Below are 20272 nucleotides of genomic sequence, written 5' to 3' on the forward strand. Positions count from 1 at the left end.
GGGACACTCCGGGACGGGCCGGCACGGGGGGCCGGTGAACAGCTCGGGCACCCCGGAGCTACAGGTGCAGCATGAGGCAGGAGCCGCGCTCGGACGGTGACCTGCTGCAGGCCGTCGCCGAACGGGACCGGGCAGCGCTGCGGGAGCTGTACGACCGGCACGCCCCGTGGCTGCGGGCGCGCCTGGCCCGCCGCTGCGGTGACGGGGGCGTGGTCGAGGAGGTCCTGCAGGACACCTTCCTCGCCGTCTGGCGCAGGCCTGCGGGGTACCGCGGCTCCGGGGACGTCCCCGCGTGGCTGTGGGGCATCGGCGTCCGCCGCCTGCTGGCCGCGGTCCGGCCGCGGCGTCCGCTGCCCCTGCGACTGCTGGTGCCGCCGCCGGCCCCCTCCGCCGAGGACGAGGTGCTGCTCGCCGTGGAGCACGGCGACCTCGCCGCCGCGGTCGGCGGCCTGTCCCCGGAGCTGCGCGCCGTCGTGCGGGCCGTCGTGCTCGACGGGCTGACCAGCAGGGAGGCCGCCCGCCTGCTCGGCGTGCCGCCGGGCACGGTGCGCACCCGGATGGCCCGCGCCCGCGCCCAGATGCAGGCGGCACTCACCCAGGAGGCACGGACATGAGCTGGCACGTCGACCCCGGGACGTCGGCCGGGTACCGCGCCGGTGCCCTGACCGACGCCGCGGCGGCCTCGGTCGAGGCGCACCTGCTGGACTGCGCGGCGTGCCGGGCCGGCCTCGCCGCCGCGCCGCCCGGGGCGGACCGGGCCGCCCACGAGCGCACCTGGGACGCGCTGGCCACGGCCCTCGACGACCGACCGGCGTCCGCGGGCGAGCGGCTGCTCGGCCGCGTGCTGCCCACGCACGTCGTCCGGCTGCTGGCTGCAGCGCCCGCGCTGCAGCGCGCCTGGTGGGCGGCGGGGACCGGGCTGCTGGTGGTGGCCCTTCTGGCCGCCCAGCTGGGCAGCGGTGCCCTCGGGACGGCCGTCTTCGTCGTCTCCGCCCCGCTGCTGCCGCTGGCCGGGGTCGCGCTCGCCTACGGCGGGGTCGACGACCTGGCCGGGGAGGTCGCGGGCACCACGCCGTTCTCCCGGTTCCGGCTGCTGCTCATGCGGACCACGGCGGTCGCGGCGGCCACCCTGCCGGTCACCGCGGCGCTGGCGTCGGCACTGCCGGGTGGGACGCGGCCGGCGGTCCTGTGGCTGGCGCCCGCCCTCGCGCTGTGCGCGCTGACCCTGGCCCTGTCGGCCCGCACCGACCCACGCCGGGTGGCCGCCGTCCTGACCGTCCTGTGGCTGGCCGCCTCGTGGGGAGCCCTCCGCCCGCCGCGGTCGCGGCTCGCGGTCGACGAGGTGCTCGACCGCTCGCTCGCCTTCCGCCCCGCGGGCCAGGCCGCGCTGCTGTGCGTGGCCGCGCTCGCCCTGGTCGCCGCCGTCACCCGCCGCGCCACCTTCGAGGACAGGAGCAGGAGATGACCCTCCCCGTCGCGCTCGCCGGCGTCGGCAAGCGCTTCCGCGGCACCACCGCGCTGCACGAGGTCACCCTCGACCTCACCCCGGGGGTGACCGGGCTGCTCGGCCCCAACGGCGCCGGGAAGACCACCCTGCTGCGGATCGTCGCGACCGCGCTGTCGCCCGGCACCGGCGTGGTGCGGGTGCTCGGCCACGACCCGGCCGACCCGGCGGGACGGCTGGCGATCCGCCGGCGGCTCGGCTACCTGCCGCAGGAGTCCGGCGCCTACGGCGGGTTCACCGCGTTCGCCTTCGTCGACTACGTGGCCGTCCTCAAGGAGATGACCGACCGGGCCGCCCGGCACGCGGAGGTCCGCCGCGTGCTGGACGTCGTCGGGCTCGGGGACCGTGCGCACCGGCGCATCCGCGCGCTCTCCGGCGGGATGCGCCGCCGCGTCGGCCTGGCGCAGGCCCTGCTCGGCCGGCCGGACCTGCTGGTCCTCGACGAGCCGACGGTGGGCCTGGACCCGGAGCAGCGGCTGCGCTTCCGCGAGGTCCTCGCCGGGCTGCCCGCCGACTGCACGGTCCTGCTGTCCACGCACCTCACCGAGGACGTCGCCGCGCTGTGCCCCCGCGTGGTCGTCCTCGACGCCGGCCGGGTGCTGTTCCACGGGGAGACCTCCGCCCTGGCGGCGCTGGCCGACGGACGGGTGTGGGACGCCGACGGTCCGGACCCGCGGGCCGCCGTCTCCTGGCGCACGCCGGAGGGCCGCTTCCGCAACGTGGGGTCGCCGCCCGCGGGGGCCGACCTGGTCCCCGCCGGTCCCGAGCACGGCTACCTGCTGCTCACCGGCGCCGCGACCGCCGAACAGGTGGCGTCGTGACCGCCGCGACCGCGACCCGCGACGTCGTCGTCGGTCGCTCCACCGTCGCGGCGCTGGCCCGGGCCGAGCTCGGCCACGCCGCCCGGAGCCCGCTGCTGTGGGCAGGGTGGGCCGGCTCGGTGGCCCTGGCCGTCTGGGCCGGTGCGGACGGCGGCTTCTCGGAGCCGGGGCCCATGGTCGACGGCTACGTGCTGTGGGAGTACCCCGTGGCGCCGCTCGCGTTCGCCGCCTTCCTCGCGGCGAACGCAGCCGCCCTCCGGGACCGGCCCGCCCCGACCGCGGAGCTGTTCGGCAGCACCCCGGCCCGCGGGTGGGAGCGGACGGCGGGGTTGCTCCCCGCCGCGGTGGTGCCCGCCGTCATGGCCCTGGCCGTCCTCACCGGCCAGTACCTGACCGTCCTGGCGGGAGACGGCGCGGTGCTGGGCGACGGGCGCTGGACCAGCACGTTCGACCCGGCACCGGTGGAGCTGCTGGGCGGGCCGCTGGCGGTCGCGTGCTCGTCCGCCGCCGGGGTGGCCGTGGCCCGGCTGGTGCGCTCGCGGGCAGCCGGCGCCGTGCTCGGCGTCGTCGGCTGGGCGGCCTTCTCCACCATGTACTACACGTGGCTGTACGCCCCCTTCGGCCTGTTCGCCGTGACGCGCTCGTCGGTGGTCGCGACGGACCTCGGCGTGGACCCGCCGGCGGCGCAGCTGGCGGCGCACCAGGCCGGCGAGCCACCGGGCGGGTTCGTCGACGGGTTCCTCGCGCTGGACCGCTCGCTGGCCTTCTACGGGACGCACCTGGTCTACGTCGCCGGCGTCACGCTCACCCTCGCCGGCCTCGCGCTGGCGCTCAGTGGCCGGGACCGCCGCACGCGGCGGGTGCTCACGGTCGGCCTGGCCCTCGTCGCGCTCGGCCTCGCCGGGGAGCTCGGGACCCACGACGGCGACCTCGGCTGGCTGGCCCCGCTGTGAGCACCGGCGTGCCCTGGCCGGCCCTGCTCGCCACCACCCGGCCCGTGGTCCCGTGGCGCACGCTGGCCGCGTCGGGCGGCGCCGCGCTGGCGGTGACGGCCCTGCTCACCGTCCTGCCGGCACCCGCCGACGCCCAGGTGGCGGGCACGGCGGTGCTCGTGCTCGCCTGCGGCCTCGGCGGGGTCGCCGACGACGGGACGGCGCGGCTGACCGCGGCCACCCCCGTGACGGTCCGCCGGCGCCTGCTGGCCCGGGTGGCGCTGGCGCTGCCGGTGTCGGCCGGATCGCTGGCCGGCGTCGTCCTCCTCGCCGCCGCGGCGGGGGCCGACCCGGGGTGGGATCTGGTCCGGCTGTGGGCGGTGCTGGGCCTGCTCGCGCTGGCCGCGGGGGCGGTCGGCCGCCGGGCGGGGGTTCCCGGGGCGGTCACGGCGACGGTGCTGCTCGGCGCCGGGCTGGTCGCGCAGACGGCACTGCCGGAGTCGGTGCTGCACGCCGCCCCGTGGGACTCCGCCGGCGAGCGGACCGCGCTCGTCCTGGCCGTCGCCGGGACGGCCGTGGCGTCGGCGACCCGGGACCCCGCCGCGCGGTGGCCGGGTCAGGCCTGGGAGCGGGCGAACACCTGACCGTCGGGGCCGTGCGAGCGGACGACGACGAGCACGTCCTCGCTCTGCAGCGTGCCGATCAGCGGGTCGTCGAAGCGCAGCGTGCGCCCGCCCCGGGTCACCGACAGCACGATGTCGCGCAGGTCGCGCGGGCCCAGGCCGACCTCGCCGGAGCGGACCGTCCGCTGGGAGAGGTCCAGCCCCTGCCCGCCGGTCAGCAGGTCCTCGACGACGGACACCACCCGCGGGCTGTCGGTGGACAGGCCCAGCAGCCGCCCCGACGTCGCCGACGTGGTGATGACGGTGTCGGCGCCGGACTGCCGCAGCAGCTGCGCGTTCTCCTCCTCGCGCACGGAGGTGGTGATCGGCACGCTCGGGTTGAGCTGGCGGACGGTGAGGGTGATCAGCACCGAGGCGTCGTCGCGGTTGGCCGCCACGATCACCGCGCGGGCCCGCTCGACGTGCGCCCGCCGCAGCACGTCGGTGCGCCCGGCGTCGCCGACGATGCCGGTCAGGCCGATCGAGTTGGCCTCGTCGATGGCCCGCTGGTCGCCGTCGACGATGACGATGTTCTCCAGCGGCGTGCCGGTGGCCCGCAGCGAGCGGACGGCGCTGCGGCCCTTCGTGCCGTAGCCGCACACGATGACGTGCTGACGCACGCGGGACCTCCAGCGTCGGATCCGGAACTCCTCGCGCGAGCGCGCGGTGAGCGCCTCGAGCGTGGTCCCGATGAGGACGATCAGGAACATGACGCGCAGCGGCGTGATGAACAGGATGTTCACCAGCCGCGCGCCCTCGGTGATCGGCGTGATGTCGCCGTAGCCGGTGGTCGAGAGGGTGACCGTGGAGTAGTAGACGGCGTCGAGCAGCGAGATGCCGACCTCGTCGCCGTCGCGGTAGGAGTCGCGGTCCAGCCAGACGATGAACACGGTGAGCGCCAGGAAGAACGCCGCCAGCACCACCCGCTGCCACACCTGGCGGACCGGGGACTGCTCGACGTGCGCGATCTGCACCCCGGTGTGCGGGTCGTCGCCCGGCCCGTGTCCGCCCATCACGTCCGGCGACGATAGCGACCGGGTGGTGGCCGCACCGGGATCCCGGCACGGCCACCACCCGGACGCGTCACGATCCGGACACGGCCTCCCGCTCGCGGGCGGCCAGCTCGCGCTTGAGCACCTTGCCCGCCGCCGACACGGGGATGGCGTCGATGAAGACGACGTCGCGCAGCCGCTTGTAGTGGGTGACCCGCTCGTTGACCGCGGCCATCAGCGACTCGGCGGTCAGCGCCGCCCCGGCGTCGTCGGCCTTCCGGACGACGTAGGCCACCGGCAGCTCCCCGGCCGCCTCGTCGGGCCGGCCGACGACCGCGGCGCCGGCCACGCCGGGCACGCCGAAGAGGATCTCCTCCAGCTCGCGCGGGAACACGTTGTAGCCCTTGTAGAGCAGCATGTCCTTGGTGCGGTCGACGATCGACAGGTAGCCGTCCTCGTCGAGGATCCCGACGTCGCCGCTGTGGAACCAGCCGTCACCGTCGATCGCCTCGGCGGTGGCCTCGGGCCGGTGCGCGTAGCCGCGCATGACCTGCGGCCCGCGGATGCACACCTCGCCGCGCTCGCCGGCGGGCAGCGGGTCACCGCCGCCGAGCGGCCGGATGCTGATCTCGGTGTCGAAGATCGGCAGCCCGACCGTGCCGGCCTTGCGGGTGCCGGAGCGGAACGTCGGGTTGCCGGTGGCCATCATCGTGACCTCGGTCAGCCCGTAGCCCTCGCCGATGACGGCGTTGGGCAGCAGCGCCTGCAGCCGCTCGATGAGCGACACCGGCAGCGGTGCGGCGCCGCTGGAGACGCCGCGGACGTGCGACCAGTCCTGCTCGGCGAACCCGGGCACCTGCAGCAGCGCCACGAACACCGGCGGTGCGCCGCCGATGCTGGTCACCCGGTAGCGCTGGGCGTCCTCGACGTACCTGACCGGGTCGAAGCGCATGTGGATCACGGTGGTGGTGCCACCCATGACCATGCCGTTGAGGTAGCCGATCGCGCCCATGGCGTGGAACCACGGCGTCAGGTTGATCAGGACGGCCTCGCCCAGCCGGGTCGGGCACTCGTCCTCGCCGAGCACCTGGCGGATCGTGACGTCGCCGGCCTCGTCGAGCTCGGGCAGCGAGCCCGAGGTCCAGCACGACGACTGCAGCACGTTGGTGACCACGTTGCGGTGCGGCAGCTCCACGCCCTTGCTCACCCCGGTCGTGCCGCCGGTGTAGGCCAGGTGCGCGAGGTCGGCGGCGGGGTCGAGCCCGGCGTCGAGGTGCCGGTCGGTGGGGTCGGCGGCCAGCAGGTCGGCCAGGTCGACGTCGGGGTCCTGCAGGCCCTCGAGCCGGGCGGCGAAGTCGAGGGCGTGCGCCTCGCCGGTGACGACCACCGTCTGCACCGGCGTGGCCTCGAGCGCGCCGCGGACGAAGGGCAGCACCTGGTCCCAGGTGACCAGGACCTTCGCGCCGGCGTCGGTGAGCTGCGCGGCGAGGTCGGCCGCGGGCAGCAGCGGGTTGGTGGGGGAGAAGACGGCGCCGGCCATCACCACGCCGTAGTAGACGGCCGGGTACTGGCGGCAGTTCGGGATGTGCACCGCCACGACGTCGCCGCGGCCGACGCCGTGGTCGGCCAGCCAGTTGGCGACCGCGGCGGCCCGCTGCCCCAGCTCCTCGAAGGTGAGTTCGACGTCGTGGTCGACGAACGCCGTCCGCGTGCCCCAGCGACGCACCGCGGCACGCAGGATCGACCCGACCGGCACCAGCGGGTACTCCAGCGAGCGCGGCAGTCCCGGCGGCCAGCCGGCGGCGGCCTGGCGCGTCGGGTCGGGCGCCTGCGCGGCGTCGGTGGGCGCAGGGTGCGTGGCGGTCATGCGTGTCCTTCCGTCCGGATCGGTGCCGTCAGGGTGGTACAGCTCACATCCGCTGTCGAGCAGCGCTGTGCACACCCGCGGATGTGCACAGCGCACAGGCGGGCGCTCAGACGGCGGGGTCGGAGACCAGCGAGCCGGCGCGGTGCTCCTCGCGCAGCGCGGTCTTGAGCACCTTGCCGCTCGGGTTGCGCGGCAGCGCGGACACGACCGAGTACTCCCGCGGGTGCTTGTAGCGGGCCAGCCGCTCGCCGCACCAGGCCGACAGCTCGGCGGGGCTGGGCGGGTTCTCCGGGTCCCGCGGCGCGATCACCGCCAGCGGCGCCTCGCCCCAGCGCGGGTCGGGCACCCCGATCAGCGCGACCTCGGCGACGCCGGGGTGCGCCGCGAGGGCGTCCTCCACCTCGGCGCAGTACACGTTCTCGCCGCCGGTGATGATCATGTCCTTCTTGCGGTCGACGACGTAGAAGTAGCCGTCCTCGTCCTCGCGCACGAGGTCCCCGGAGTGGAACCAGCCGCCGGCGAACGCCTCCGCCGTCGCCTCGGGCTTGCCCCAGTACTCCTTCATGACCATCGGGCTGCGGTAGACGATCTCGCCCACCTCGCCGCGCGGCACGTCCTGCATGGCGTCGTCGACGACGCGGACCTCGACGTTGAGCATCGGCGTCCCGACCGAGCCGATCTTGCGGATCGAGTCCTCGCCGCGGAGCAGGCAGGTGACCGGGCTGCACTCGGTCTGGCCGAACGCGGTGACCACCTCGGCCTGCGGGAAGGTGTCGATCATCGTGCGCAGCAGGGTGGTCGACGCCGGCGCGGCGCCCCAGGAGATCCGCTTGAGGCAGGACAGGTCGCGCTCGGCGATCCCCGGCACCGCCACCACCGCCGCCCACATCGCCGGCACGAGGAAGAGGTTGGAGATCCGCTCCCGCTCGATGAGGTCGAGCGTGGCCACCGGGTCGAAGCCGCCCGAGGTGAGGATGACGTGCGTGCCGCCGAGCAGCAGCGACGGCAGCCCGCCGGCCAGCCCGGCGATGTGGAACAGCGGCGCCCCCGGCGCGCCGACCCGGTCGTCCGGGCCCACCCCGAGGGTGGCCACCTGGCTGAACACGTGCATCAGCAGGTTGTGGTGGGTGAGGACGGCGCCCTTGGGCCGCCCGGTGGTGCCGGAGGTGTACATGACGAACGCCGGCGCCGCCTCGTCGACCTCGACGTCGAGCGGCTCGGCCGACGCCGCCGCCAGCGCGTCCTCGTAGTCCTGGCCGATCGTCAGGACGGTGTGCACGCCGGGCGCCTGCTCGCGCGCCTTGGCCGCGACGCCGGCCAGCGCGGGGTCGACCACCAGCGCGGCGGCCCCGCTGTCGGTGAGCACGTAGGCCACCTCGTCGGCGACCAGGCGGAAGTTGACCGGGACGACGATCGCGCCCAGCCGCACGCCGGCGAGGTAGGACTCCCACACCTCGATCGAGTTGAGCCCCAGCACGGCCACGCGGTCGCCCGCGGCCACGCCCCGGCCCGCCAGCGCCCGCGCCAGCCGGGTGACCCGCTCGTCGAGCTCGGCGTAGGTGCGGCCGGTGCCCGAGAAGCGCACGGCCACCGCGTCGGGGGTGCGGCGGGCCCAGCGGGCGAGCTGGTCGGCCGTCGTCATGCCGCGCCCCTGCAGCCGGGGGGTCGGGTCGTCCACGTGTTCCTCCTGCGCCGCCGCCGGGTGTGACCTGCGTCATGCTGGCGGGGTGGCGGGGGGCGGTCAACCCTGACCGTCAGGGCACCCGGGCGGCCGCGCCGACGAGCATCGGGTTGACCAGGACGGCGTCCGCGGCGGCGGCCTCGGCACGCAGCCGCCGCTCGAAGTCCTCCGGTCCCACCTCCGCGGCGGTGGCCGTGCCGGTGCGCTCGAGGACCGGCAGCAGGCTGGTGAGGTCGCCGGCGACGACCGCCCACCCGGCCGCGTCGCCGCCCCGCTCCAGCGGCTGGGCGGAGGTGAGCACGGGGTCGGGCAGCCCGGCGGCGCGGAAGACGCCGGTCAGCCGCAGGCCGGCGTCGAGGGGGACGCCGGACCGGCCGAGCGCGGTGCGCAGCCACCGGTCGTAGGCGGTCAGCAGCGGCAGCGGCGGGTGCGCGGCCCGGCTGGTGAGGACGACGTCCTGGAAGGCGACCACCCCGCCCGGGCGCACCAGCCCGGCCGTGCGGGCGACGAGCGCGACCGGGTCGGGCAGGTGCAGCAGCACGAGCCGCCCGAGGACGGCGTCCACCGGCCCGGCCGGGGACCAGGTCGTGACGTCGGCCCGCACGAACTCGGCGTGGGCGTACCCGGCGGCCTCCGCCCGTCGCCGGGCCACCGCCAGGTGGCGGTCCGAGGCGTCGACGCCGACCACCCGGCCCGTGGGCCCCACCCGCTCCGCGGCGGCCAGCGCGGCCACGCCGGGACCGCAGCCGAGGTCGACGACCGACGCGCCGGGGGCCAGGCCCGCGCTGTCCAGCCAGGCGCCGGTGGCCGGGGCGTAGAGGCGGGCGAGCACGTCCAGCCGGGCCAGCTCGGGGTCGGTGTCGCCGAGGACGTAGCCGGTGCCGGGTCCGTCGCGGGTGTCGCCGGTCATGCACCCGCATCGTGGCCCGGGGCGACCGCGCCGTCAGCCCTCCGCGGGCGGCGTCAGCATCCGCGCGGCGAGCCCCTTCCAGAGCGTGAGGTGCGGGTCGGTGGCGGCGGGCCGCTCCTCGAAGGCGTACACGCAGGCCACCCCGCGCATGCTGGTGAACAGCAGCTCGCAGACCTCGGCGTAGCGCGGGGCCGAGGCGATCCGCGGGCCCCAGATCCCGTCGGCCACCCGGCGGATCGCCGCGCGCAGCCGGCGCTCCTCGACCCGCAGCGCCGCCCGCAGCTGCGGGTCGGTGCGGGCGGCCAGCCACAGTTCCATCGCCGCCCAGAACGGCGGCTCCTGGAACGTCGCCCACATCAGGTCGATGGCCCGGTCGATCCGCTCGGGCCCGGCCGGCTCGTCGGCCATGACCGCCGCCGCGCGCTCCTCCACCTCGGTGAGCAACGTGCTCGACAGGTGCCCGGCGGCGGCGACCAGCAGCTCCGCCCGCGACGGGAAGTGGTGCAGCAGCCGGCCGCGGGACACCCCGGCCCGGGCCTGGACGGCGAGGGTGGAGGCCCCGGCGTAGCCGGACTCGACCAGGCAGGCGACGGCGGCGTCGAGGATCAGCGCGCGGCTGTCGGCCGTGCGGGTCGACCGGCGGCGGGGGCCGTCGTCCGGGAGAGGGTCGGCGCTCACGCGCCGCAGGCTAGGGCCCCGGCGCCCCGCTGAACAGTCACCGTTGACCGTCGAGGGTGACCGCTGTCACGCTGCGGCGCGTACCGCTCGACGACGAGGAGGGACCGGGTGGACTTCGACGACACCCCCGAGGAGGCGTCCTACCGGGCGCACGTCCGCACCGTGCTCGACGAGCACGCGTCCGAGCTGCTGCACGTCTCCCCGGGGGAGCCGGTCGACGCGCGCTCCCGCGAGGCGGAGCTGCGGGCCACCCAGCGGGTGCTGGCCGAGGCGGGGCTGGTCGGCGTCACGTGGCCGCGGGAGTACGGCGGGCAGGGCGGCACGCTGGTGCAGCAGGCGATCGTGGCCCAGGAGCTCGCCCGCGCCCGGGTCCCCACGCTGGTCAACCACATCGGCATCGGCATGTGCGGGCCCACGGTCATCGCGCACGGCAGTGACGACCAGCGGTCCCGCTACCTGGCCCGGCTGCTGCGCGCCGACGACGTCTGGTGCCAGCTGTTCAGCGAGCCGGGCTCCGGCTCGGACCTCGCGGCGCTGCGCACCTCGGCCGTCCGCGACGGCGAGGACTGGGTGGTCAACGGCCAGAAGGTGTGGACGACGCTCGCGCACGTCGCCGACCTCGGCATCCTCCTCACCCGCACCGACCCGGCCCGGCCCAAGCACGCCGGGCTGACGATGTTCGTCGTCGACATGCGCGCCCCGGGCGTGACCGTCCGGCCGCTGCGCCAGATGAGCGGTGGCGCGGACTTCAACGAGGTGTTCTTCGACGACGTCCGCATCCCCGACTCCGAGCGGCTCGGCGAGCCCGGCGAGGGCTGGCGGGTCGCGCTCACCACGCTGATGAACGAGCGGGTCGCGATCGGCGGCGCCGGCAGCGACATCGGCCCGGCGCCGGAGTCGCTGGCCGCGCACGCCCGCGACCGGCTGCCCGCGCTCGACCCGCAGCGGCAGGCGCTGGCCCGGCAGGCGGTCGGGCGGGCGCTGGTCGCCTCGCTGGCCGCCCGCTACACCGGCTACCGCCGGTTCACCACGCTGTCCCAGGGCGGCGTGCCCGGCCCGGAGGCCAGCGCCGGCAAGCTCGGCGGCACGGCCGCGGCCCGGCTGGTCGCCGACGCCGGCGTCCGGCTGCTCGGCGACGACGCCGTGTACGGCGCCACCGCCGACGGCGACGACACCTGGCAGCGGGCGCAGGCCTACGTGCCGGGCATCGCGATCGCCGGCGGCACCGACCAGGTGCTGCGCAACATCCTCGGCGAGCGGGTGCTCGGCCTGCCGCCGGAACCCCGCACCGACAAGACCGCGCCGTTCTCCGGAGGTGCCCGGTGAACTTCGACCTGTCCGACGACCAGCGGGCGGCCGCCGCCGGTGCGCGCGAGTTCTTCACCGGCTCGGTCACCCCGGCCGCCGCCCGCGCGGCGCTCGAGGGCGCCGGCGTCCCCGGCCCGGGGCGCAAGGCGCTGGCCGACATCGGCTTCCTCGGCATCACGGTGCCGGAGTCCGCGGGCGGCGCCGGCGGGAGCGTGCTCGACCTCGCCGTCGTCGCCGAGCAGGCGGGCGCCGTGCTGGCCGGGCCCTCGCTGGTCACCGCGGCGCGCGCCGCGGTGCTGCTGGAGTCCGCACCCGACCTCGCCGCGCAGCTGGCCGACGGGTCGGCCGCGCTCGCCGTCCTCGACGGGCCGGTCACCGGCTCGGCGCCGTCGCTGGACGCCGCCGACGCCACGCTGTTCCTCGGCCTGGACGGCGGCGCGCTCGTCGTCGGCGAGGGCGAGGTGACCCCCGGCCGGCCGATGGACGCCACCCGCGGGCTGGCCTCGGTGCGGATGACCTCCCGCCGGGTGCTCGCCGAGGACGCCGGGCAGCTGTGGGCGCGGGCCCGCCAGGTGGGCGCGGTGGTCCTCGCGGCCGAGGACCTCGGCGCGGCCGACCGCGCGGTGCTGATGGGCGTGGAGTACGCCCGCCAGCGGGAGGCCTTCGGCCGGGTCATCGGCTCCTACCAGGCGGTCAAGCACATGCTGGTCGACGCGTGGGTGGGTGTGGACCAGCTGCGCTCGCTGGTGTGGTGGGCGGCGTGGGCGGCCGACTCCTCGCCGGCCGAGCTGCCGCTGGCCGCGGCCGCCGCCAAGGCCTACGCCGCCGAGGTCGCCGAGCGGGCCACCGAGACGGCGATCCAGGTCCACGGCGGCACCGGGTTCACCTGGGAGCACGACGCGCACCTGTACTGGCGCCGCGCCAAGGTGGACCGGCTGCTGCTCGGGGACGCCGCCGAGCACCTGGACACCGTGGCCCGGCTCGCCGAGGCCGGCGCCCTGGGATGACGTTCGAGCAGCTCCGGTACGAGGTCGCCGACCGCGTCGCCACCATCACGCTGTCCCGGCCCGACCGGCTCAACGCCTTCACGCCGGGGATGGCCGCCGAGCTCGGCCGCGCCGCGGCGGCCGCCGACGCCGACGAGGCGGTGCGGGTCGTCGTCGTCACGGGGGAGGGGCGGGCGTTCTGCGCCGGCGCCGACCTGGGCGCGGGCTCGGGGACCTTCGCCGACCGCGACCGCGGCGGGGGCCCGCCGGTGCAGGGGACCGTCGACGGCGTCGCGCGGGACTGGGGCGGCGTCGCGTCGCTGCCGTTCGCCGCGCTGCGCAAGCCGGTGATCGCCGCGGTCAACGGCCCGGCGGTCGGCATCGGCGCGACGATGGTGCTGCCGATGGACGTGCGGATCGCCGCGGCGTCCGCCCGGTTCGGCTTCGTCTTCGCCCGCCGCGGCATCACGCCGGAGGCGGCGTCGACGTGGTTCCTGCCGCGGGTGGTCGGGATCAGCCAGGCGGTGGAGTGGGTGGCCACCGGCCGGGTCTTCGGTGCCGACGAGGCGCTGCGCGGCCGGCTGGTCAGCCGGGTGGTCCCCGACGCCGACCTGCTGCCCACCGCGCTCGACCTGGCCCGCGAGATCGCCGACAACACCTCCGGGGTGGCGGTCGCCGCGGCCCGGCAGATGCTGTGGTCGATGCTCGGGGCGCCCTCGCCCTGGGACGCGCACCGGCTCGAGTCGCGGGCGCTGGCCGAGCTCGGCCCCGGTCCCGACGCCGCCGAGGGCGTGGCCGCCTTCCTCGCCAAGCGCCCGCCGGCGTTCGCCACGCCGTTGGGGGAGGGGCTGCCGGCCGGCGTCCCGCCCTGGCCCGCACCACCGGACGACGTCCGCCCCTAGCGCCAGGTCCCCGCGATCACGGCGCCATGACCACCTCCGCACCTCCGCGGATGGTCACGGCGCCGTGATCGCGGACTAGACCGCCGCGATGGCGGCGACGGGGGCGGTGCGGGCCGCGCGGCGGGCGGGCAGCACCGAGGACAGCAGCCCGGCGAGGGCCGCGACGACGACGATCCCGCCGACCTGCAGCCACGGGACGTCGAGCAGCACCTCGTCCTGCCCGCCGAGCACCGATGCCGTCCCGATCAGCCCGTAGCCGCCGCCGAGCAGCACGCCGAGCACCGCGGCGACGCCGGCGACCAGCACCGCCTCCCAGGCCAGCAGCGCGCGCAGCTGGCCGCGGGTCAGCCCGAGCGCCCGCAGCAGGCCGTTCTCCTGCCGCCGCTCGACCACCGACAGCGCCAGCGTGTTGCCGACGCCGATCAGCGCGATGAGCACCGCGACCCCGAGCAGACCGGTGACCACCAGCAGCAGCACGTCGAGCACCGAGTCGATCGCGGCGCGCTCGCTCGCCAGGCCGGTGACGTAGGCGTCCGGGGCCGCCGCGCCGGTCAGCTCGGTGACCTCGTCGATCGCGGCCCGCTGGCCGGCGCCGTCGTCGAGCCGCAGCCACAGCGTCGCGGGCGCCGCGCCGGGCACCAGGGCGTGCAGGTCCGCGGCCGTGACCAGCGGCGTCCCGGCGTCGCCCGCGCCGAGGACGACCGTGAGCGCCCGGGTGCGGTCGCCGGCGCGCAGCGTCAGCGTGTCCCCGGCGCGCAGGCCGTGGGTGTCGGCGGCCCACTGCGGCAGCACCGCCTCGCCCAACGCGGGCAGCGTCAGGCCCGCGGTGCTGCGCAGCACCGGCGCGGCCGTGGCGGGGTCGACGCCCTGCACCCACAGCGGCTGCCCGTCCGGCGCGGTCACGTCCGCGCCGAGCAGGGCCGTCCCGCCCGCCACGCCGTCGACCTCCTGCAGCCGCGGCAGCAGCGACCCCGGCAGCTCGGCGTACGCGCCGATCTCGACGTCGGCGGGGTACGCGGCGTCCAGTCCCGCCTGCGCGGTGGCCCGGGTGGACGCCGCGCCGACGACCATCGCGGTGGTCAGCGTGACCCCGATGAGCAGCGCGGTCGCGGTCGCCGCCGTCCGCCGCGGGTTGCGCGAGGCGTTGCCCGCGGCCATCCGGCCGGGCACCCCGCCGAGGCGGCCCAGGGCCCGGCCGGCCGCGGCCACCACCGGCGGCACCGCCCGCTGGGCGAGCAGCACGACGCCGAGGAAGCTCGCCACGCCGCCGGCCAGCGCGGCGTACACGGTCACCTGCAGGACGCCCAGCGCCATGAGCGCGGCGCCGCCGAGCACGAGCAGCAGCCCGGCGGTGAACCGGAGCCGGCCGCCCCGGCTGCGCAGCGGCGCGGGGTCCTGCGGCCGCAGCGCGGCCAGCGGCGCCACGCGGGTCGCCGCGCGGGCCGGGCCCAGCGCCGCGAGCAGGGTGGTCAGCGTGCCGACCGCCAGCCCGGCACCGACCGCGTACAGCGGCACCGTGACGCCCTCCAGCGGCAGCGGCGAGTCGGTGCCGACCAGCGCCGAGACGAGCGCGGCGAGCCCCACGCCGGCGCCGACCCCGAGCGCCGAGGCGGCCAGGCCGGTGGCGGCGGCCTCGGCCAGGACGCCGCGCCGCACCTGCCGGGAGGTGGCGCCCACGCAGCGCAGCAGCGCCAGGTCGCGGGTGCGCTGGGCGACCAGGACGGCCAGCGTGTTGGCGATGACCAGGCCGGCCACCAGGACCGCGACGGTGGCGAACACGAGCAGCACGGCGGCGAGGGCCAGCCGGTTGCCGGTGACGTCGGCGACGGCGTCCTCGGCGGCCTGCTCGCCGGTGCGGACCTCCACCGCCGCGAAGCCCAGTGCGGGCGCCAGGGACGCGGCCAGCGCCTCCGGGTCGGTGCCCGGCCCGCCGGCGACCCGCAGCTCGGTCGGCTCGGCGGCGCCCCAGGCCGCCACCTGGTCCGGGACGGCGAAGGCGCGCGCGAACAGCCCGGCGCTCGGGTCGCCGCGGAGGTCGACCCGGCCGGTGACGGTGGCCGCGGCGGTCGTGACCACCTCGCCGGTGACGGGGTCGTACACGGTGACGGCCACGACGTCGCCCACGGCCGCCCCGGTCGTCGTCGCGACCGCGATCTCGCCCGGCCGGTCGGGGAGCGCGCCGTCGGTGACCCGCTGCCAGCGCAGCGCGGGGTCTGCGGCGACCGACTGCACCTGCAGGTACGCCTCGGACCGGCCGGGGAAGCGGGCCTGCACGTCCGCGGACGTGGTCGGGTCGACGGCGCGGACGCCGGGCACGGCCGCGACGGCACCGGCCGCCCCGGCCAGCGAGGAGCCGTCGGTGGTGGTGACGACGACGTCGGTGCCGACGTACTCGGCGCCCGCGGCGCGCAGCAGCGTGGCGCGGGAGGTCTCGTTGAGGACCAGGGTCGCGACGACGAAGGCGACCGCGATGACGACGGCGAGGGTGGCGGCGACCAGCCGCGGCAGGTGCGCGCGCAGGCTCGCCAGCGTGGTGGACAGCACCGGTCAGCCCCCGAGCCCGCGCAGCGCCTCGAGCACGGACGCGGCGGTGGGCCGCTCGACCTCGCCGGCCGGGCGGCCGTCGGCCAGGAGGACGACGCGGTCGGCGTAGGAGGCCGCGGTCGGGTCGTGGGTGACCATGACGACGGTCTGGCCGGTCTCGCGGACGCTGCTGCGCAGCAGGGCGAGCACCTCCGCGCCGGCGCGGGAGTCGAGGTTGCCGGTGGGCTCGTCGGCGAAGACGACGTCGGGGCGGGGGAGCAGCGCCCGGGCGATGGCCACGCGCTGCTGCTGGCCGCCGGAGAGCTCCGGCGGGCGGTGCCGCAGCCGCTCGCGCAGGCCGAGCCGGGCGATCACGGCGTCGAACCAGGCCGGGTCGGGGCGGCGGCCGGCCAGCTGCATCGGCAGCACGACGTTCTCCCGCGCGTCGAGCACCGGCAACAGGTTGAACGCCTGGAAGACGAAGCCGAGGCGGTCGCGGCGCAGCCGGGTCAGCTCGTCGTCGCGCAGGCGGGTCAGCTCGGTGTCGCCGAGGAAGACCCGGCCGGAGGTGGCGGTGTCCAGGCCGGCGAGGCAGTGCATGAGCGTCGACTTGCCCGAACCGGACGGGCCCATGATCGCCGTGAACTCACCGCGCGCGAAGGCGACGTCGACGCCGTCCAGCGCGCGCACGGCGGTCTCACCGGAGCCGTACACCTTGGTCAGGCCGGTGGCGCGGACGGCGGCGGACGACACCGGCGCCGGCGGCTCGCCGGGGACGGTCAGGACGGGGACGGACACGGGGGACCTCCGCGGATCGCTTCTGGGGACGCCGCAGACCCTCGCCGTCGTGGCCGTCCCCCCGCGTCGGAGCGGGGGCCGGTTCCCGCGGCCGCGCCGGTGCGCCCGCGGGCGGAGGGCGTGTCATCCTCCGGTCGGACACGGGGTGGGCGGATGACCGGCACGGCGGAGGCGTCCGCCACCCGGCGCGTGCCCCCGCGGTGGTCGACGCCGCTGCTGCTGCTCGTCGTGCTGGTCCGGGCGGTCGCCGGCTGGCACACCGGGTGGGCGGCGGCCGGTCACCTGACCGACCGGCTCTCGGACACCTCCTTCCTCTGGCCGTTCACCACCCCCGCGTACTCACCCGCGGAGGCGCAGGACGACGCCCTCGTCCTGGCCGCGACCGCCACGGGGATCCCGCTGGCGGGCGCCGCGCCGGCGGCGTGGTGGCGTCGCAGGGCGGCGGCGGTCTTCGGCGGCGGTGCGGTCGTCGGGCTCGTCCTCGGCCTGGCCCTGTGGGCCCTCGGGCGGCAGGAATGCCATCCCTGCCGCTCAGGCGTCGCGGAGCAGGTCGGCGGGGGAGACCAGCCCCGTCCGGTAGGCGAGGACGACGGCCTGCACGCGGTCGCGCGAGCCGGTCTTCGCCAGCACCCGCCCGACGTGCGTCTTCACCGTCGCCTCGCTGACGAACAGCCGCTGCGCGATCTCGGTGTTGGTGGCGCCGAGCGCCATCTGCACGAGGACCTCGCGCTCGCGCGGCGTGAGCTCGGCCAGCTCCCCCGCCGGCGCGGGGGTCGAGCCGGCCCCGCGCAGCATCGGCGCCACGTGCTGCAGCAGCCGCCGGGTGGAGCTGGCCGCGATCACCGAGTCGCCGGCGTGCACCGTGCGGACGGCGTCGAGCATCTCCTCCGGCGGCGCGTCCTTGAGCAGGAAGCCGCTGGCCCCGGCGCCGATCGCGGCGACGACGTACTCGTCCAGGTCGAAGGTGGTCAGCACGACCACCCGCGGCGGGTCGGGCAGCGCGGTCACCTGCCGGGTCGCCTCGATGCCGTCGGTGCCGGGCATGCGGACGTCCATGAGCACGACGTCGGCCGCCGTGGCCCGCAGCAGCCCGACCGCGGCGGCGCCGTCGCCGGCCTCGCCGACGACGGTCAGGTCGGGCTGGGAGTCGATGACCATGCGGAACCCGGCGCGGACCATCTGCTGGTCGTCGACCAGCACCACCCGGATCACCGCGCGCCCCCGAGCGGCAGGACCGCGTACACCCGCCAGCCGCCGCCGGCGCGCGGGCCGGCCTCCAGCCGCCCGCGGTGCAGCTGCGCCCGCTCGTGCATGCCGCGCAACCCCTGCCCGTGCCCGTCGCCCTCGGCCACCGCCGCTGCGGCGCCGCGGCCGTCGTCGAGCACCGACAGCTCGAGGGAGTCCGGGCGCCAGTGCAGCCGCACCCACGCCCGCCCGCTGGGCCCGGCGTGCTTGAGCACGTTGGTCAGCGACTCCTGCACGATCCGGTAGGCGGCCAGCTGCGGACCGGCCGCCATCGGCCGCGGCTCGCCCTCCACCAGCAGGTCGACGTCGAGCCCGCTGGCCCGGACGTCGTCGACGAGGGCCGGGACGGCGGCGACGTCGGGCTGCGGCGCGTACTCCTCGCGCCGGTCCTCCCGCAGGACCCCGAGCAGGGCGCGCATGTCGGTGAGCGCCTGGCGGCCGGTGGCGGCGATCGCCTCGAGCGCGCCGGTGGCCGCCTCGGGGTCGGTGCGCCCGGCGTAGCGGCCGCCGTCGGCCTGGGCGATGACCACCGACAGGGAGTGCGCCACGACGTCGTGCATCTCGCGGGCGATCCGGGCCCGCTCGGCGCCGGCGGCCAGCCGCATCTCCTGGTCGCGCTCGACCTCCAGCAGGCGGGCGCGCTCGGCGAGCCCGGCCACCTCGCCGAGCCGGGAGCGGCGCAGCCGGCCCAGGGCCCACGCCGCGACCACCGACACCGCGATCGCGCCCGCGGCGGACACGAGCGCCTCGGCGGAGTCCCACGAGTAGTAGCGCAGCGCCGCCAGGACGGCACCGACGAGCCCGAGGACCAGCCCGGCGCGGCCGGCCCAGGACGGGCCGTAGGCGGAGAGGGCGTGCACCAGGACCAGCGCGGCGACGTTGGCCGGCAGGAACACGTCGACGGTGGCCAGCTCGACCAGCCCGGCGGCGGTCACCGCGGCGGCGGCCGGGACCGGGGCCCGGCGGCGCCAGGCCAGCGGGGCCAGCAGCAGGAGGCTGACGACGAACGCCGGGCCCTCGCCGGGGGAGCCGCTGAACGTCACGAGGGGCACGAGCGCCAGGGCGATCGTGAGGGTGACGTCGACGGTGAACGGCCGGGCGCGCAGCTCCGCCGTCACGCGCTCGAGCAGGGGGCCGTCCATGTCGGCCCCGAATCTAGGCAGCACCGCACGCCGCGTCGTCCACCCGGGGGAGGACCCGCCGGTCCTGCCATGGCATGAGGCCCGTACTCACGGCCCCCTGCAGCGGCCCGCCGCGAGCGTGCGAGCGGTGGGGGCAGGGGGTCCTCCGGCTACTCGGGGTCGAGGTGCCGCAGCAGGGTCTCGCCGATGTCGCGCATCGCCGCGACCTGCTCGGGGGTCAGCTGGTCGAACAGGTGGGTGCGCACGCCCTCGACGTGGATCGGCGCGGCGCCCTCCAGGGCCGCGAACCCCTCGTCGGTGAGGACGGCGAGCAGCCCGCGCCCGTCCTCGGCGCAGACCTGGCGGCGCACCCAGCCGCGTTCCTCGAGCCGGGACACCGCGTGCGACAGCCGGCTGCGGGAGGACAGGCAGCGGTCGGCCAGCTCGCTCATCCGCATCTGCCGGCCGGGCGTCTCCGACAGCTGGACGAGGATCTCGTAGTAGGCGTGCGGGATGCCGGTCGCCCGCATGAGCTCGCGGTCGAGCCGGTCGTTGAGCAGCTGGGTGCTGTAGAGCCAGGCCCGCCAGGCCTTCTGCTCCTCGGCGTCGAGCCAGCGCGGCTCCCCGGTGGGCGGCCCGGCGGCAGCCCCCGCTCCGGGTGACACCTGTGTCGTCATGTCCGTCAGGGTACTGGCGGAATAGTCAAGCGCTCAACTACGCTACGAGGCGCGGAAGCTCAAACGCTCAACCACCGAGAGGTCCCTCCCATGACCAGCACCACCGCCGTCCAGATCCCCGGCTACGTCGCCGGCACCTGGGACATCGATGCCACCCACTCCACCGTCGGCTTCTCCGTCCGCCACATGATGGTGAGCAAGGTCCGCGGCTACTTCACGGAGTTCTCGGGCGAGATCGTCACCGCCGAGGACCCGGCCGCCTCCTCGGTGAACGCCACCGTCGACATGGACTCGATCGACACCCGCCAGGAGCAGCGCGACGCGCACATCCGCTCTGCCGACTTCTTCGACGTCGGCAACCACACGGTCATGACCTTCCGCTCGACCGGCGTCGTCGCCGACGGCGAGGACTGGACCGTCCAGGGCGACCTGACCATCAAGGGCATCACCAAGCCGGTCACGCTGGCCCTCGAGCTCAACGGCTTCGGCCCCGACGCCTACGGCGGCTACCGCGCCGGCTTCAGCGCCAAGACCTCCATCTCCCGCAAGGCCTTCGGCGTCGACATCGACCTGCCGATGGACGGCGGCGGCGTCGTCGTCGGCGACAAGATCGACGTCGAGCTCGAGATCGAGGCCGTGCTCCGCACCGCCTGATCCACTCGCGA

19 protein-coding genes are annotated in these 20272 nt (G+C 76.9%); 9 read left to right on the forward strand and 10 right to left on the reverse strand.

Annotated features, from left to right (window positions below):
* Positions 1-71 precede the first annotated feature (71 nt).
* Genes ACI796_RS11220 through ACI796_RS11240 form a run of 5 tightly spaced genes read left to right on the forward strand, consistent with a single transcriptional unit; the run spans position 72 to position 3901 of the window.
* A complete protein-coding gene (locus tag ACI796_RS11220) occupies positions 72-614 on the forward strand; it encodes an RNA polymerase sigma factor (protein WP_456941307.1) in 543 nt (180 codons plus the stop codon).
* Positions 611-1465, forward strand: coding sequence for a hypothetical protein (locus tag ACI796_RS11225; protein ID WP_456941308.1), 855 nt, complete (start codon positions 611-613; stop codon positions 1463-1465). Before ACI796_RS11220 ends, ACI796_RS11225 begins: the two co-directional genes overlap by 4 nt.
* Positions 1462-2325 (forward strand): ATP-binding cassette domain-containing protein, encoded by an 864-nt coding sequence (locus ACI796_RS11230; RefSeq protein WP_456941309.1) that lies wholly within the window; start codon positions 1462-1464, stop codon positions 2323-2325. Before ACI796_RS11225 ends, ACI796_RS11230 begins: the two co-directional genes overlap by 4 nt.
* On the forward strand, positions 2322-3278 hold the full coding sequence (locus tag ACI796_RS11235; RefSeq protein WP_456941310.1) for a hypothetical protein: 957 nt from the start codon (positions 2322-2324) through the stop codon (positions 3276-3278). The genes ACI796_RS11230 and ACI796_RS11235 overlap by 4 nt, the downstream gene beginning before the upstream one ends.
* A gap of 8 nt (positions 3279-3286) precedes the next feature.
* Entirely contained in the window at positions 3287-3901 is a 615-nt protein-coding gene (locus ACI796_RS11240) for a hypothetical protein (protein ID WP_456941311.1), read from the forward strand.
* Here ACI796_RS11240 and ACI796_RS11245 read toward each other — a convergent pair.
* From ACI796_RS11245 to ACI796_RS11265, 5 genes are all read right to left on the reverse strand, one after another.
* Entirely contained in the window at positions 3874-4932 is a 1059-nt protein-coding gene (locus ACI796_RS11245; protein WP_456941362.1) for a potassium channel family protein, read from the reverse strand. The genes ACI796_RS11240 and ACI796_RS11245 overlap by 28 nt on opposite strands.
* Positions 4933-5002: 70 nt before the next feature.
* Positions 5003-6778 (reverse strand): class I adenylate-forming enzyme family protein, encoded by a 1776-nt coding sequence (locus ACI796_RS11250; protein WP_456941312.1) that lies wholly within the window; start codon positions 6776-6778, stop codon positions 5003-5005.
* 106 nt (positions 6779-6884) lie between these two features.
* Complete coding sequence (locus ACI796_RS11255; RefSeq protein ID WP_456941313.1) at positions 6885-8456, reverse strand: long-chain-fatty-acid--CoA ligase; 1572 nt, start codon at positions 8454-8456, stop codon at positions 6885-6887.
* A gap of 76 nt (positions 8457-8532) precedes the next feature.
* A complete protein-coding gene (locus ACI796_RS11260) occupies positions 8533-9369 on the reverse strand; it encodes a class I SAM-dependent methyltransferase (RefSeq protein WP_456941314.1) in 837 nt (278 codons plus the stop codon).
* Positions 9370-9402: 33 nt separating this feature from the next.
* Positions 9403-10047 (reverse strand): TetR/AcrR family transcriptional regulator, encoded by a 645-nt coding sequence (locus ACI796_RS11265; protein ID WP_456941315.1) that lies wholly within the window; start codon positions 10045-10047, stop codon positions 9403-9405.
* A 108-nt stretch (positions 10048-10155) separates the two neighbouring features.
* On the opposite strand from ACI796_RS11265, the gene ACI796_RS11270 reads away from it, so the two are divergent.
* The 3 genes from ACI796_RS11270 to ACI796_RS11280 are packed head-to-tail and all read left to right on the forward strand — an operon-like array spanning position 10156 to position 13243.
* The gene (locus ACI796_RS11270) at positions 10156-11373 is read left to right on the forward strand and encodes an acyl-CoA dehydrogenase family protein (RefSeq protein WP_456941316.1); all 1218 of its coding nucleotides are present in this window, start codon (positions 10156-10158) and stop codon (positions 11371-11373) included.
* Entirely contained in the window at positions 11370-12362 is a 993-nt protein-coding gene (locus tag ACI796_RS11275; RefSeq protein ID WP_456941317.1) for an acyl-CoA dehydrogenase family protein, read from the forward strand. The genes ACI796_RS11270 and ACI796_RS11275 overlap by 4 nt, the downstream gene beginning before the upstream one ends.
* Positions 12359-13243, forward strand: a complete 885-nt coding sequence (locus tag ACI796_RS11280; protein WP_456941318.1) for an enoyl-CoA hydratase-related protein — start codon at positions 12359-12361, stop codon at positions 13241-13243. Before ACI796_RS11275 ends, ACI796_RS11280 begins: the two co-directional genes overlap by 4 nt.
* 75 nt (positions 13244-13318) lie before the next feature.
* Here ACI796_RS11280 and ACI796_RS11285 read toward each other — a convergent pair whose 3' ends face one another.
* From ACI796_RS11285 to ACI796_RS11305, 5 genes are all read right to left on the reverse strand, one after another.
* Positions 13319-15787 carry an FtsX-like permease family protein gene (locus tag ACI796_RS11285; protein ID WP_456941319.1) on the reverse strand — a complete coding sequence of 823 codons (2469 nt, stop codon included), beginning with the start codon at positions 15785-15787 and terminating at the stop codon, positions 13319-13321.
* A gap of 3 nt (positions 15788-15790) precedes the next feature.
* A complete protein-coding gene (locus tag ACI796_RS11290) occupies positions 15791-16564 on the reverse strand; it encodes an ABC transporter ATP-binding protein (RefSeq protein ID WP_456941320.1) in 774 nt (257 codons plus the stop codon).
* A 531-nt stretch (positions 16565-17095) separates the two neighbouring features.
* Positions 17096-17767: a response regulator gene (locus ACI796_RS11295; protein WP_456941321.1), complete on the reverse strand. Its 672-nt coding sequence runs from the start codon at positions 17765-17767 to the stop codon at positions 17096-17098.
* A 5-nt stretch (positions 17768-17772) separates the two neighbouring features.
* Entirely contained in the window at positions 17773-18951 is a 1179-nt protein-coding gene (locus tag ACI796_RS11300) for a sensor histidine kinase (protein WP_456941322.1), read from the reverse strand.
* A gap of 149 nt (positions 18952-19100) precedes the next feature.
* The gene (locus tag ACI796_RS11305; RefSeq protein WP_456941323.1) at positions 19101-19607 is read right to left on the reverse strand and encodes a MarR family winged helix-turn-helix transcriptional regulator; all 507 of its coding nucleotides are present in this window, start codon (positions 19605-19607) and stop codon (positions 19101-19103) included.
* 90 nt (positions 19608-19697) lie between these two features.
* On the opposite strand from ACI796_RS11305, the gene ACI796_RS11310 reads away from it, so the two are divergent.
* Entirely contained in the window at positions 19698-20261 is a 564-nt protein-coding gene (locus tag ACI796_RS11310; protein ID WP_456941324.1) for a YceI family protein, read from the forward strand.
* Positions 20262-20272: the final 11 nt, after the last annotated feature.

It is taken from the genome of Geodermatophilus sp. SYSU D00525, assembly GCF_054050475.1.